The 14,165-nt window shown below is 58.4% G+C and carries 9 protein-coding genes; 6 read left to right on the top strand and 3 right to left on the bottom strand.

Annotated elements, in window-relative coordinates; all coding sequences use genetic code 11:
* Positions 1-329: 329 nt before the first annotated feature.
* The gene (locus tag CRN80_RS16770; RefSeq protein ID WP_032895679.1) at positions 330-1,676 is read right to left on the bottom strand and encodes an MFS transporter; all 1,347 of its coding nucleotides are present in this window, start codon (positions 1,674-1,676) and stop codon (positions 330-332) included.
* A 253-nt stretch (positions 1,677-1,929) separates the two neighbouring features.
* Here CRN80_RS16770 and CRN80_RS16765 point away from each other — a divergent pair, with 253 nt between their 5' ends.
* Together CRN80_RS16765 and CRN80_RS16760 are read left to right on the top strand one after the other, a co-directional pair.
* Positions 1,930-2,298, top strand: a complete 369-nt coding sequence (locus tag CRN80_RS16765; RefSeq protein WP_098950621.1) for a YkgJ family cysteine cluster protein — start codon at positions 1,930-1,932, stop codon at positions 2,296-2,298.
* A gap of 139 nt (positions 2,299-2,437) precedes the next feature.
* Positions 2,438-4,702 carry a bifunctional diguanylate cyclase/phosphodiesterase gene (locus tag CRN80_RS16760; protein WP_098950620.1) on the top strand — a complete coding sequence of 755 codons (2,265 nt, stop codon included), beginning with the start codon at positions 2,438-2,440 and terminating at the stop codon, positions 4,700-4,702.
* Positions 4,703-4,757: 55 nt separating this feature from the next.
* Here the strand turns inward: CRN80_RS16760 and CRN80_RS16755 are convergent, their stop codons facing one another.
* Both CRN80_RS16755 and CRN80_RS16750 read right to left on the bottom strand, forming a co-directional pair.
* The gene (locus tag CRN80_RS16755) at positions 4,758-8,975 is read right to left on the bottom strand and encodes a dermonecrotic toxin domain-containing protein (protein WP_098950619.1); all 4,218 of its coding nucleotides are present in this window, start codon (positions 8,973-8,975) and stop codon (positions 4,758-4,760) included.
* A 250-nt stretch (positions 8,976-9,225) separates the two neighbouring features.
* Positions 9,226-9,531 carry a DUF2288 domain-containing protein gene (locus tag CRN80_RS16750; RefSeq protein ID WP_032895676.1) on the bottom strand — a complete coding sequence of 102 codons (306 nt, stop codon included), beginning with the start codon at positions 9,529-9,531 and terminating at the stop codon, positions 9,226-9,228.
* Positions 9,532-9,872: 341 nt separating this feature from the next.
* On the opposite strand from CRN80_RS16750, the gene CRN80_RS16745 reads away from it, so the two are divergent.
* From CRN80_RS16745 to livG, 4 genes are all read left to right on the top strand, one after another.
* A complete protein-coding gene (locus tag CRN80_RS16745) occupies positions 9,873-11,000 on the top strand; it encodes a branched-chain amino acid ABC transporter substrate-binding protein (RefSeq protein ID WP_032895675.1) in 1,128 nt (375 codons plus the stop codon).
* Positions 11,001-11,227: 227 nt separating this feature from the next.
* A complete protein-coding gene (gene livH / locus CRN80_RS16740) occupies positions 11,228-12,151 on the top strand; it encodes a high-affinity branched-chain amino acid ABC transporter permease LivH (RefSeq protein ID WP_003193535.1) in 924 nt (307 codons plus the stop codon).
* Positions 12,148-13,401 (top strand): high-affinity branched-chain amino acid ABC transporter permease LivM, encoded by a 1,254-nt coding sequence (locus CRN80_RS16735; protein WP_003193536.1) that lies wholly within the window; start codon positions 12,148-12,150, stop codon positions 13,399-13,401. Before livH ends, CRN80_RS16735 begins: the two co-directional genes overlap by 4 nt.
* Positions 13,398-14,165: a high-affinity branched-chain amino acid ABC transporter ATP-binding protein LivG gene (livG, locus tag CRN80_RS16730; RefSeq protein ID WP_003193538.1), complete on the top strand. Its 768-nt coding sequence runs from the start codon at positions 13,398-13,400 to the stop codon at positions 14,163-14,165. Before CRN80_RS16735 ends, livG begins: the two co-directional genes overlap by 4 nt.

The following is a 14,165-nucleotide window of genomic DNA, read 5'->3' as shown; positions in this document are numbered from 1 at the left end:
GAGCCGCCGTCAGGGCGGAACCCTAAGTGGCCGTTACCTAAATAACGGATATGTACCCGGTCCAACTGTGTTGACTGCCAGGCCGCCTTCGCGAGCAAGCCCGCTCCCACAGGTGGATTGTGGGGTGTCAGGTAGAGAGATGTCGGCTGGCAGGCCGTCTTCGCAGGCAAGCCAGCTCCCACATTTTTTAGATCGCGGCGCGTCAGTTAGAACAGCGTCGGCTATCCGGCCGTCACGGGCAAGCCCAGCGCCCACAGTTGACCGAGCAAGGTTCAGTCAACTCAGTCAAAGGTGGGAGCTGGCTTGCCTGCGAAAGGGTCACCTCGATCTCAAGCTGTAGCCGCAGCCGCCGGCACCTCAACCGCACTCAACCCTTCCTTCATCCGCTTGGCATCGCGCACAAAACTGCGCGAGGCCTGGAACAGAAACAGCATGGTCAAGAACAGCGCCACCGGAATCAGGTACATGGCGTCATGCAAGCCCACTGCTTTATAAGCCTCGGTCATCTGCTGCGCCCCGTCCGCATACATCGCCGAATGAGCAAAGTGATCGGACAATGCCCCGACCACCACCGGCCCCATGCCACCGCCGAGCAAATACAGCCCAGCAAAAAACAGCGCCATCGCTGTCGCGCGCAAACGCGGTTCGACCACGTCTTGGATCGCGGTATACACGCAGGTGTAGAAGTTGTAGGCAAACAACCAGCCCACACTGAACAGCGCAACAAACACCCCGATCTCAACACGCCCGGCGTGCAATGCCCAGGCGGTGGTGACCGTGGAGATGATCAAGCTGAACGCAGCAAACAACAATCGACCATTGGCGACCCGTTGATGAATCTTGTCGGCAATCCAGCCACCCAGCGTCAATCCCACCAGGCCGGTCAGGCCGACGATGACGCCGGTTGCGACGGCCGCGTCCTGCAACGGCATGAGGAAATAGCGTTGCAGCATCGGCACCAGGAATGAGTTGCACGCATAGGTAGCAAAGTTAAAGCACAACCCGGCCAGCACCAGCCACAGAAAAGTCGGCACAGCCAGCACGCGGCGGATCGGGCGGTCAACGCGCTCCTGGGAAACTTGCACGGTTTCCGCTGCCCCCCGCTTGGGTTCTTTTATGTAGAACATGAACACCGCCAGGATCAGCCCCGGCACCGCCGCGATAAAGAAGGGCGCGCGCCAGCTGTCGAACGCCTTGACCATCGCACCGATGGTGAAGAACGCCAGCAACAGGCCCAACGGCAGGCCGAGCATGAAAATCCCCATGGCCCGGGCGCGGCGGTGGGCGGGAAACAGGTCGCCAATCAGCGAATTGGCCGCCGGTGCATAGCTGGCTTCGCCGATGCCAATGCCCATGCGCACCAACAGAAAGGTCCAGAAACTGCCGACCATGCCATTGACCGCCGTCAGCCCGCTCCAGGCGAACAAGCCCCAGCCCATCAACTTGCTGCGTGAGCCGGTGTCGGCCAGGCGCCCCAGCGGCAGCCCGGCAATGGCGTAGACGATGGTAAAGGCGGTGCCGATGATACCGAGCTGAAAATCGCTCAAGTGCCATTCCATGCGGATGGGCTCGATGATGATCGCGGGAATGGTACGGTCAAAGAAATTGAACAGGTTGGCGAGGAACAGCAGGAACAGAATGCGCCAGGCATTCGCCGCTTGGGTCGAGTTCTGCATGGGTCCGTCTCTTTTATTGTTATGAGAGCTGCGATGCCCGATGCATCCTGCTCAGGTCACTGCAACATAGTCAGGCTGGCGGTGATTGTCTGTAATGATTCGTAAAGCTGATAGGGCATGATTTCACCCAGGCAACCGGGGATTTTGCCCACGAAAATATAAGTGCGTGCCCCTCTTCCCAACGGCCATGGCACGGATAGAATGGCGAGCCTTTCGCAGCACCCTCCTCCTACTTTTCTTATTGATGACGCCCATGTCCGAAGCCAGTCCGTGTCTGAATTGCGGTGCCTGCTGTTCACACTTTCGCGTGTCTTTCTTTTGGGGTGAGTGCGCCTCGTCCGGGGGCACGGTGCCCGATGAGCTGGTGGTGCAGATCAACCCCAGCCGCGTGGCGATGATCGGCACCGACCGCAAGCCGGCACGGTGCGCCAGCCTTGAAGGTGAAGTCGGACAAGCCACCAGTTGCTCTATTTATGAACAACGCTCCAGTGTCTGCCGTGAGTTCGAGGCGTCCTGGAGCCAGGGCGTGCAAAATGTCGATTGCGACGCCGCCCGTGCCGCATTTGGCCTGGCCCCGCTGGAGGCTCCGCACTTCGAACTCGACCTGTCCATCAGCGCTTAGCACCAAACGCTATGGAAGGCATATCAAAATAATTTGAGATCAAAACGCCATTACTGATGGCAAAGCTCGAGAGACTCCTATACTCGAGCTCATAGGTCATCGCCGCTGGCAGTGACAGGGCTCTGTGACGGGATAAGCTATGGAATGGCTGGGGCAGCATTTTTTTACCGACCTTCCAGACAGCGGGCATTTATTGCTCAATTGCAGTCATAACCCGTTTCTGGTGCTGCTGGCGTACCTGGTCGCCTGCGCGGCGGGTTTCGGTACGCTGGACATGGCCGAACGTGTCGGCCATGTCGAAGACCCCACCGCCCGCCGCCATTGGCGCTGGCTGGGTGCGGGATGCCTGGCAGGTGGCATCTGGTCGACCCACTTCATCAGCATGTTGGCCTTCCAGGCCCCCATTGCCATTCACTACGAATTGATCTTGACCTTCGCCTCGCTGCTGATCGCCCTGATCGCTTCGTTGCTCGCCATGCAGACCCTCAGTCATACCCACCTGCGTTTTCATCAGTACCTGGTGGCTTCGGTGTGGATGGGGCTGGGTATCGCGCTGATGCACTACGTGGGCATGTCAGCCATGCGTTCCCAGGCCCAGGTGTACTTCGAAACACGGCTGTTTTTGGCCTCGGTGGCGATTGCCATGGGCGCCAGCCTGGCGGCGTTGTTGCTGTCCAGTTACCTGCGCAATGGGGCCGGCGTGTTTCACCAACTGCTCAAATACGCCGCCAGCCTGGTGCTGGGTGCCGGGATCCTGAGCATGCACTTCACCGGCATGGCGGCCATGCAAATGCTGGTGCCCAGCGGCACGGACCTGTCGTTGCGGGCCGATGACAACCCGATTCAACTGGGCCTTTCAGTCGCGATGATCACCTTGCTGGTGATCGGCAGCAGCGTCAGCGCAGCCCTGGCCGACAAGAAGCTGCAACACAAGGAGCGCGACCTGCGCCGGGTCAACGCGCTGCTCAGCGAACTCGACCAGGCCCGCGCCTCGCTGCAGCAAGTGGCCCATTTCGACGCGTTGACCAGCCTGCTCAACCGCCGTGGTTTCAATCAGATCTTCGCGGAGAAAGTCGCGGAAAAAACCCGCACTCAGGGCATGATGGCGGTGATCTTCCTCGATATAGATCACTTCAAACGTATCAATGACAGCCTGGGCCATGATGCGGGCGACCAGCTGCTCACGGTGCTGGCCGGGCATATCAAGGGTTCGATACGCAGCCATGAAGATGTGGTGGCACGCTTTGGCGGCGATGAGTTCTGCATCCTGGTCAATATTCATCACCGCGACGAAGCCCGAAACATGGCCCAGCGCATCATGCAGAAGATGAAAGAGCCCATCGAACTGGCCGGCCGGCGCATGGTGATGACCACCAGCATCGGCATCAGCCTGTTTCCCGAAGACGGCCACACCTGCGAAGAACTGCTTAAAACCGCCGACCTGGCGCTGTACCAATCCAAGGATGCCGGGCGCAATTGTCTGAACTTCTTCAGTTCCAATCTTAAAACCCGTGCCTTTCTTGAGCTGCAACTGGAAGAAGAACTGCGCGCCGCCTTGCGTACGCGCAGCCAGTTGGTGCTGTTTTACCAACCCATCTTCGACATGAAGCTGGGCAAGGTCACGCGCCTGGAAGCCCTGGTGCGCTGGCAACACCCCCAACACGGGCTGCTGGCCCCGGACCGCTTTATCGGCATTGCCGAGAACAACGGGCTGATCGCCGAACTGGACCACTGGGTATTGCGCCAGGCCTGTCACGACCTGAGCCTGTTGTCTGACCGAGGCTACACCGAGTTGATCATGGCGGTGAACTGCTCGGCGTTGAACCTGGCGCGTGACGAACTGGCCGATGAAATCGAAGACGCCCTGCGCTTCGCCGGCATCGGCACCAACCGCCTGGAACTGGAAGTCACTGAAAACGCGTTGATGGGCAATATCAGCAGCACCCTGGCCCTGTTGCGGCAGATTCGCGCCCTGGGTGTGTCACTGGCCATCGATGACTTCGGCACCGGCTATTCGTCGCTGGCTTACCTCAAGCGCTTGCCGCTCAACACCTTGAAGATCGACCGCTCGTTTATCCAGGACATCCCCAAATCCACCGCAGACAGTGAAATTGTCCAGGCGATTATTGGCATGGCCCACACCCTGCACTTGCAGGTGGTCACCGAAGGCGTGGAAACCCAGGCGCAGTTCGAGCTGTTGCTCAAGCATGGCTGTGACTACATCCAGGGCTACCTGCTCAGCCCGGCGGTGCCCTTCGACGCCATCATCGGCGTGATGCAGGGGATTGCCATGCGCAATCCGCTGTACCCGCTCAGCGTGGAAACCAACAGCGAAACCCCTGCCCCCAAGGATCCTGCTACGGAACGAATGGGTTCGCAGTCTATTGTCAGGCCGATTCGCTGATAGCGTCTGCTGCCCAAAACAAGCCGTGTGCAGGGGAGACACCTAGAACCAAGCGCTAGGTATCCAACCTGATAATGAACAGCTGGGAGGGCTGGACGCTACGCCTGTTGTGTTGGAGTCCGCCAATCAGATTCATGACCTTTTGGTGATGCAGCGCCGTACCGAAGTCCGTATTTGTGAAACTGGTGTACTGCAGCCCAAATTGCCCCCTATTCACCCCCCGATAGTCCAGGGATCGATGTAAGGTTCTTCGGAACGCCCGGTCAGCGATAAACGCCCCCGACGTATCGACCAGGTGCAAACAATACAACCTATCGTCCCCTGCTCGCCTGAACAGCAGTTTGGTGCCTGACACCTCCAGAAGCTCTCCATGGGCAACCTTGGCCATTACTTCGGTCATCAATGCCCGCAGCGTCACCGGCCCCGGACGCGTGACGGCGTGATTGAAGTGCGGTTCAAAGCGATCCGAAGCAAAATCCACACGCCGCCAGGCTGCTGGCTGCGTACCTTCGTGCGCGCGCCCCAGAGGAATCCTCGGGTTCGATCCTATCGTGTGCCGCGTCGGTTCGAGCAGTGACAAAGGGGTATCCAAGGCTGTCTGCCCAGTACGCCATACCCGCAGCATGTCCACATACTTGTAGTCCTTGCGATACTTATTGAATACAGCCCGAGCGATCTGCGTGTGGCTCACTGAAGTCAAGTCTGGAAACGCCTCTTGAACATAGGCCGTGATGGTTTTCTCAAACGGTCTTCTTTCGATGACCTCCCAGCTTTGTGCTCCCCGTAAGTAGGCGGCCCGATCATAGGTGGCGATCATCGGTTGTTCGGTGGGGTTGTTGCGCAACATCAGTTCAAAGCTGTCAAAGTCGTCATAGGTGGTACCCGGCTTGTAGATACTTACATTGTCGGCAAACCACAGCGGATTCTCATGGGTGCGATAGTAAAGATCATCGATTTTAATAAAGTTGCCTTCGAGCTGAGACCAACCCGATTGCTGGCTGTAAACCGGTTTGTACTCCCAGATACTGAACATATCAGACTTACGTTGCAGCAAGGCAGGATCAATCTTCGTGCCCCAGGACTTCCATTGCTGAGTCACGATGACACTCGCGCGCGCCGCCGGCAGGGCAACAGGGGCGGTACGCCCTGGGTCTATACCCTGTAGCCGCAGCCTGGCCTGATCGAGCGTCGTGGTCGCATTGAGGTATTGACGAAATTCGACAGGAATATCGCGCAGCCCAATGGCTTGCAATTCCAGCGGGCCATCCCCCAGACGCCGCACCAGACGAAGCTCCATGGCCCGTTCCCGCCCGGCGGGAAACTCGAACGAATCCAGGACCCGTGCCGCTTGCACATCACCCAGGTCTGGGTAGAGCCGCATCAGGTCATCACGTGCCATACGCGAGTGATAACCGCCCCTCAGGCCACTCTCGGGCGAGCGTATGATCCATTCGTTAGCCGTGTTGCGAGTAATAGGCGGCAGGTGATAGTGATGCCGACCCTCTCGACGAGGGCTCTGCAAACGCCAGGTTCCGATTGACGTCGTCTCGTCATAGATGACCTTGAACCACTGGTCCTTTTCCTTGAGGAAATGCTGTCCGGGCGTCGAGCCTTTTCCCGCGCGGGTATAAAACCCTTGGCTTTCCCAGCCGGCCAATGGCGTGACGTCCTTGGGCGCCGCGTTGAGCGCCATCTGGTGCGGCAAGCCTGGCCGCGCCGAAGGAAGGCGCACAGGCGCGAACCCCACCGCACCGTCAATCAACGCCCCCACCATATAGCCGAATGCCCTGACAAACTCATGAGTCGCCCCCACGCTGTCATCATTTTGCAAAGCATCCAGGGCGGCACTCAACGCCATTGCGCTGCGCACCAAGCCAATGACAAACGTCACCTTGACCGGGGAAATCGCTAACGCCACTTCAACCAACCCTTCGATTACCGTCCAGGTGCTGCGCACATTTGACTCATGGGTACTGGTGGTCTTGCGGTCAGCCTGAGCGATGGCAGCGCGGGCCTCGAAATCGTAGGCCCGCTCCAGAAAATTGCCCTTGATCCCCCACAGAGAGATCTCGCTTCGGAAAATCCCTCTTCTGAATGTGGTTCGCAGTCGTGGCAGCGCAGAACCATCCATGCGCTCAAATAAATAATCCTGCCACGCATTGTTATTGACGAATTGATCCAACAGTTGCGTCATACCGGTGTATTCGCGAAAGGCGCGCCCATCCGGGGACCGTGGGGTATACAAGGCGATCACATTGTTTTTCGGGTTGGCGCAGGTTACCGCCAGGACACCGCGCACGTGAATATCACGTATATAAAGCGCCGAAACGCTGACTTCATAGCCCCCCACCTTGGCCCGCTCCGCAGTCTCGGTGGGGTGGTCAAGCACGCTTTTGACCCGTGCATAACTGTCGCTCGTAAAGTCCTTGGCAATCTTGGCTTCAATCCCATCGACCCTGAGCTGCTTGCACATGACGTCGACGAAACTCTGCTTGAGCTGCTTGGCTTCGGCCGATGTCAGAAGACGTTTATTGAGAAACTCAATGTAGGAGCCGCCAATATCCACGTCACGTACCAGGTCCTTGACCTGTTGCGTGGTCAACGCCGTGTAGGGCTCCCCGTACAGGCTCAATTGGGACTTGGCCACAAACACCTCGTCCAGATAGTCGACATTTTCCAGGGCCAGCGCCGCCAGGCTTTTAGTGTCAGTGGAATAGTGCGGCTGGCCACTCTGCGGATTGGGCCTGGCGCCGGGAAAATAAAGACCAGACGCGGGGTTGGGCCGACGAACAGTGACCTGAATATCGCACGGGTCCGTCTCGATGCCGTACTGGTTTTCCAGCGCCTGGGCCAGTTGCTCACTGCTGTAGGCCAATAGCGTCTGCTGGTCACCATACTGTAAAACCGAGGGCAACCCCTCCCCGGTATAAGCACGTTCAAGTTCGCCCAGGTAGTCACGCGCGGCCGCTGCCCAGGCCTGTTTATCGGCCTCTGAGGCCGCGCTTAAAAACTGCTCGAGTTCGGCCTTGGAGCGTTTGGTTTCACGAGCGCGCAACACCTCGCTGACGCCGAAGCACTTTTGCATGTCCATGGTTCGATCCAGGCTGACTGGCAGCTGGCTGAAGTCTTCATCGGTGCCCCTTCGCTGATACCGACTCACCATGAACGCAAAATCATCGACCAGCTTTTCATACTGCGCCGCCACGCTGGCGCTGAAGACTGATTCAAGGATTTCTTGGTAGTCAAAGCAACCGGTGGTCTGTGCCTTATCACGCAGGGCCGTCGCCGGCTCGTAGTGTTTGTCCGCAAGCAGGGAGAATAGGCCATCGAACTCGTAGTCGGTGTTTAATCGCCGATGCAGTTCCTGATCCAGAAGCGCCAAGGACTGGAACGCCTCGAGGCCGCGATTAGGTGTAAACAAAACGACGATACCCACATTGACGCTGGTTGTTACCGGGCGAGCCACGAGCGGTGCAAGCGGCTTACTCCTGTTGGAGGACGAATCGAAAGGATCCCTAGCGGTCAGCATCACCGCACCCTGCAAAGGCATATCAGCGCCAGTACCTGCGCCCTTCAACACCACTGCGTAGGCCGCTGGCCTGTTGGGCCTTGCTTGCCGTGCGACCGCATCGGGATATGCCACGAACGTCTCGACCAGGCGCAAGCCGTTGGTGTTCAGCGTCCCATCGGCCCTGAGCAAGGAAGCTTCCACGCTGATCTGTTTGCTACGTGCCGAGATCACAGAATCCTGGGGCAAGCGCGGGTCGGTCGTACTGACTGCCTGTTTCCAGAAAGTATCCAGGCACGCCCGGTAGGCCGTCTGCAGCGAAGCCGACAGTTCATCGAGAAACGTGTCAAATGCAGCCGGTGTCAGCGATGAGGGCAACTGCTCGTCGGCTTCCTCGTCGCGGTCAAAGGTAAAAGTAGTGCTGCGGCTGGCAAAAGACGCGGGTTGCTGGTCAACGATTCGTCTGATGACAGCATCCATCACGCTAGGAAGCAGCCGAGTCGCCTGAACGGCGTCCTGCGCAACCACAACGTCGCTCGGATCGCTTTTGATAAATACCCGAGACGCGTCCAGGTTTGCGGTGGACGTGAACGTCGCATTTACCCGTTCATTGATAAAAGCCGAGAAGGTGGGGCGAGACCGCAGGAACTGCAGTGTGGTGTCGATGCCCTGGAGTTGGTCGCGGTAATGGGTCTTGTATTCGTTGTCCTGCGTCGCCGCAAGGCTTGCGGCAGGCGTGGAGGACAATCGGTAAGTCGGTTGCATGGTCGAGCCCTGAGTCAATGATTTCAGGGCTGAGAATTACGGATGTGTCGCTGGAAACAGCGTTACATACTTACCGGGAAGATCCTGACATACCCTATAACAATTAAAACGGCGTGGCAGAAGGCATACAACTGTGCCCGTGACGTTAACGTCACCCTGGCGTGTGACGTTTCTTCACGGCAAAGAGCCATCACGCTACTCGATTACACACTTTAACCTTCTTCAGTTCGCGCCAAATAAGTGCAGCGCCTCAGAGTCGTGCCCTTTCCTGGATCAGGATCCAGGGCGAGACCACCACCGCCCATAAACTCGGATCCCGTTCAACCAGGTCCAATGCCCGCGTCGCAGACACTTCGCCAAGGCTCCCGGCGGCTAGCCAGGCGGCGACTTTGTCCCGGTTGTCTTCGGCCATTCCCTCGGCTGCCTCGATCAAATCCAGGCTGGCATCGACCCACAATAGGGCACCCTTGGCAAAGAACGGCTCAAGCTCCTTCCAGGAAATTTCGGCGGTTTCACCGAGCAGCTTGGCATAGAGGGTGCTTGGTTCTTGCGTCATGGGAATTCACCTGAGTAAAAAATCGGCGCAATCATAGCCCCGTCGCTCAGGCAGAAAAACCCAGTAGCAAATGAAGTAACGATTGAAAGTGCCAGGAAAGCCAAGGAATGCCTTGAAAGCTGTTCGCATCCCGCCGCGATTCTGTCTTTTTCTTTCATTTAAGCGACATACCCAGGTTTTGCCCCCAGCTGCCAGCTTTTCAAGCCATCAGCCAGCGCTCTACACTGTACCGGTACAGTTGCCAGGGCAATGCCGGGGGGATATCCGCGATATCTGATCCGGTTCTGCAGCTCACAAGGCCGCTAGAACTATAAAAAATACAACAGTAAGAGTGGAGCACTATGAATAAGGCTACTAAGCAGATTTCCAAACTGTTTGCCGCTATGGTCCTGGCTGGGGTTGCCGGCCATTCGTTCGCAGCCGACACCATCAAGATCGGCATCGCCGGTCCCAAGACCGGTCCGGTGACGCAATACGGCGACATGCAATTCATGGGTGCCAAGCAAGCCATCAAAGACATCAACGCCAAGGGCGGCGTAGACGGCAAGATGCTTGAAGCCAAGGAGTACGACGACGCTTGCGATCCAAAACAAGCCGTGGCCGTTGCCAACAAAGTGGTCAATGATGGCGTCAAGTTCGTCGTCGGCCACCTCTGCTCCAGCTCCACTCAGCCAGCGTCGGATATTTATGAAGACGAAGGCGTCATCATGATTACCCCGGCTGCCACCAGCCCTGAAATCACGTCCCGTGGCTACAAGCTGATCTTCCGCACCATTGGTCTGGACAGCGCACAAGGCCCAGCGGCCGGCAACTACATCGCCGACCACGTGAAGCCGAAAATCGTTGCCGTACTGCACGACAAGCAGCAATACGGTGAAGGCATCGCTACCGCCGTCAAGCAGACCCTCGAGAAGAAAGGCACCAAGGTTGCCGTCTTCGAAGGCCTGAACGCCGGCGACAAAGACTTCTCCTCGATCATCCAGAAACTCAAGCAAGCCAACGTCGACTTCGTCTATTACGGCGGCTACCACCCTGAGCTGGGCCTGATCCTGCGCCAAGCCAAGGAAAAAGGCCTGAACGCCAAGTTCATGGGCCCAGAAGGCGTGGGTAACGACTCCATCTCGCAAATCGCCCAGGTCGCTTCCGAAGGCCTGCTGGTGACCTTGCCGAAATCCTTCGACACCGACCCTGCCAACAAAGCCATCGTTGAAGAGTTCGCCAAGAACAAGCAGGACCCAACCGGTCCGTTCGTGTTCCCGGCCTACTCGGCAGTTGAAGTGATTGCCGGTGGTATTGCTGCGGCCAAAAGCGAAGACACCGCCAAAGTGGCCGAGGCCATCCACGCCGGTACCTTCAAGACCCCTACGGGCGACCTGAGCTTCGACGCCAAGGGCGACCTGAAGGACTTCAAGTTCGTGGTCTACGAATGGCACTTCGGTAAACCAAAAACCGAAGTTTCCCCTCAGTAAGCCAGGCGTTACTGGTCAACAAGCCCACTGTGCAAGCAGTGGGCTTTGTTTTACGAGGTTTATGGGCCATGTCACCCGCGATCCGGGCGCTGGCTCACCTGAAAATCTTAAAACCGTCACCAGCGGTTCGCTGGCAAACGCTTTGTGCAACCTGGTCACAGAACAGGGCACCGAGCCGGAAATGACTCCACCAGTGAAATGCGTATCGGGTTTTTAGGAGCGCTGTAATGCCTGAGATCTATCATTTTTTCCAACAGCTGGTTAATGGCCTGACCATTGGCAGCACCTATGCCTTGATAGCCATTGGCTACACAATGGTTTACGGCATCATTGGAATGATCAACTTCGCCCATGGCGAGGTGTACATGATTGGTTCCTACGTGGCCTTCATCGCCCTTGCCGGGCTGGCCATGATGGGGATCCACTCCCTGCCGCTGTTGATGACCGCTGCGTTTTTGGCGTCGATCATCGTAACCAGTGCCTATGGCTACAGCATCGAGCGGGTTGCCTACCGTCCCCTGCGGGGCAGCAACCGTTTGATCCCGCTGATTTCTGCCATCGGCATGTCGATTTTCCTGCAGAACACCGTATTGCTGTCCCAGGACTCCAAGGACAAGTCCATTCCCAACCTGATTCCGGGGAGCATCTCCTTCGGCCCGGGTGGCGCACAAGAAGTGCTGATTTCGTACATGCAGATTCTGGTTTTCGTGGTCACCCTGGTGGCCATGCTGGGCCTGACGCTGTTCATCTCCCGCTCCCGTCTGGGGCGCGCCTGCCGGGCCTGCGCCGAAGACATCAAGATGGCCAACCTGCTGGGCATCAACACCAACAACATCATCGCCCTGACCTTCGTCATTGGTGCTGCGCTGGCGGCCGTGGCGGCCGTGTTGCTGAGCATGCAATACGGCGTGATCAACCCCAACGCCGGATTCCTGGTGGGCCTCAAGGCCTTTACCGCAGCGGTATTGGGGGGCATCGGCAGCATTCCGGGCGCCATGCTCGGCGGGCTGGTGCTGGGTGTGGCCGAAGCCTTTGGTGCCGATATCTTCGGTGACCAGTACAAGGACGTCGTCGCGTTCGGCCTGTTGGTTCTGGTGTTGTTGTTCCGTCCGACCGGCATCCTGGGCCGTCCGGAGGTTGAGAAAGTATGAGCAGATATCTTAAATCGGCGTTTTTCAGCGCCTTGCTGGTCTGGGCCGTGGCCTTTCCGGTACTCGGTCTCAAGCTGAGCATTGTCGGCATCAACCTGGAAGTGCATGGCACCGGGCCCGTCACCCTGACCGTCATCGCGCTGTGTTCGGTGCTGATGTTCCTGCGTGTACTGTTCACCCAGCAGGTCGGTGCCTTGTTCAAGGGCAACCGTGGCCCGTTGGTGTCGCCCAAGGTCAGCCAATTTCTGACCCTGCCGCGCACCCAGCGCTACATCATCATCGGGCTGATCATCGCAGCACTGATCTGGCCGTTCTTTGGCTCGCGCGGCGCGGTCGACATTGCCACCCTGATCCTGATCTACGTGTTGCTGGGCCTGGGCCTGAACATCGTGGTGGGCCTGGCCGGCCTGCTCGACCTGGGTTATGTGGGCTTCTACGCCGTGGGTGCCTACACCTACGCGCTGCTCTCGCATTACCTGGGCTGGAGCTTCTGGATCTGCCTGCCACTGGCCGGTATGGCAGCGGCCACGTTCGGCTTCCTGCTGGGCTTCCCGGTGCTGCGCCTGCGCGGTGACTACCTGGCGATCGTGACCCTGGGCTTCGGCGAAATCATTCGCCTGTTCCTGCGTAACCTTACCGACATCACCGGTGGGCCCAACGGCATCAGCAGCATCCCCAAGCCGACGTTCTTCGGGCTGTCGTTCGACCGCAGCGCCGCCGAAGGCATGCAGACCTTCCACGAGTACTTCGGGATTGCCTACAACCCGGTGAGCAAAGTGGTGTTCCTGTACCTGGTCGCGCTGTTGCTGGCATTGGCGGCCCTGTTCGTGATCAACCGCCTGCTGCGCATGCCCATCGGGCGCGCCTGGGAAGCGTTGCGCGAAGATGAAATCGCCTGCCGCGCCCTGGGCCTGAACCCGACCATCATCAAGCTTTCCGCATTCACCCTGGGCGCTGCGTTCGCAGGTTTCGCCGGCAGCTTCTTCGCCGCTCGCCAAGGCCTGGTGACGCCGGAATCGTTCACCTTTATCGAGTCGGCGATCATTCTCGCCATCGTGGTATTGGGTGGCATGGGCTCGCAACTGGGCGTGATCCTGGCGGCCATCGTGATGATCCTGCTGCCGGAAATGATGCGTGAGTTCAGCGAATACCGCATGTTGATGTTCGGCGCCATGATGGTGCTGATGATGATCTGGCGCCCTCAAGGCCTGCTGCCCATGCAACGTCCACACATGGAGCTGCGCAAATGAGCCGCGAGATCCTGAAAGTCGAAAACCTGAGCATGCGCTTCGGCGGTTTGCTGGCGGTCAATGGCGTGGCCCTGACCGTCAAAGAGAAGCAAGTGGTAGCGCTGATCGGCCCCAACGGCGCCGGCAAGACCACCGTGTTCAACTGCCTCACCGGTTTCTACAAGCCCAGCGGTGGCAGCATCCTGCTGGACGGCCAGCCGATCCAGGGCCTGGCCGGCCACGAAATCGCGCGCAAAGGCGTGGTGCGGACCTTCCAGAACGTGCGGTTGTTCAAGGACATGACGGCGGTCGAGAACCTGTTGATCGCCCAGCACCGTCACTTGAACACCAACTTCTTCGCCGGCCTGTTCAAGACCCCGGCGTTCCGCAAGAGCGAACGCGAGGCCATGGAATACGCGGCGTATTGGCTGGACAAGGTCAACCTGACCGAGTTCGCCAACCGCCCGGCCGGTACCCTCGCCTACGGCCAGCAACGTCGCCTGGAAATCGCCCGTTGCATGATGACTCGCCCGCGCATCCTGATGCTCGACGAACCCGCTGCCGGCCTGAACCCCAAGGAAACCGAAGACCTCAAGGCGCTGATCAGTGTGCTGCGTGAGGAAAACAACGCCACCGTGCTGTTGATCGAACACGACATGAAACTGGTCATGAGCATCTCCGACCACATCGTGGTGATCAACCAGGGCACGCCACTGGCTAACGGGACGCCGGAGCAGATCCGCGACAATCCTGAAGTGATCAAAGCCTATTTGGGGGAAGCGTAA

The sequence above is a fragment of the Pseudomonas sp. FDAARGOS_380 genome, assembly GCF_002591235.1.
Taxonomy (GTDB): domain Bacteria; phylum Pseudomonadota; class Gammaproteobacteria; order Pseudomonadales; family Pseudomonadaceae; genus Aquipseudomonas; species Aquipseudomonas salmasensis.
Note: the sequence above shows the minus strand (reverse complement) of the source record. Positions and strands in the feature narration are given on the sequence as shown.

Excerpts from the sequence above, each read along its gene's own strand:
- CRN80_RS16770 (WP_032895679.1), bottom strand. The coding sequence starts at position 1,676 with ATGCAGAACTCGACCCAAGCGGCGAATGCCTGGCGCATTCTGTTCCTG.
- CRN80_RS16765 (WP_098950621.1), top strand. The coding sequence starts at position 1,930 with ATGTCCGAAGCCAGTCCGTGTCTGAATTGCGGTGCCTGCTGTTCACAC.
- CRN80_RS16760 (WP_098950620.1), top strand. The coding sequence starts at position 2,438 with ATGGAATGGCTGGGGCAGCATTTTTTTACCGACCTTCCAGACAGCGGG.
- CRN80_RS16755 (WP_098950619.1), bottom strand. The coding sequence starts at position 8,975 with ATGCAACCGACTTACCGATTGTCCTCCACGCCTGCCGCAAGCCTTGCG.
- CRN80_RS16750 (WP_032895676.1), bottom strand. The coding sequence starts at position 9,531 with ATGACGCAAGAACCAAGCACCCTCTATGCCAAGCTGCTCGGTGAAACC.
- CRN80_RS16745 (WP_032895675.1), top strand. The coding sequence starts at position 9,873 with ATGAATAAGGCTACTAAGCAGATTTCCAAACTGTTTGCCGCTATGGTC.
- livH (WP_003193535.1), top strand. The coding sequence starts at position 11,228 with ATGCCTGAGATCTATCATTTTTTCCAACAGCTGGTTAATGGCCTGACC.
- CRN80_RS16735 (WP_003193536.1), top strand. The coding sequence starts at position 12,148 with ATGAGCAGATATCTTAAATCGGCGTTTTTCAGCGCCTTGCTGGTCTGG.
- livG (WP_003193538.1), top strand. The coding sequence starts at position 13,398 with ATGAGCCGCGAGATCCTGAAAGTCGAAAACCTGAGCATGCGCTTCGGC.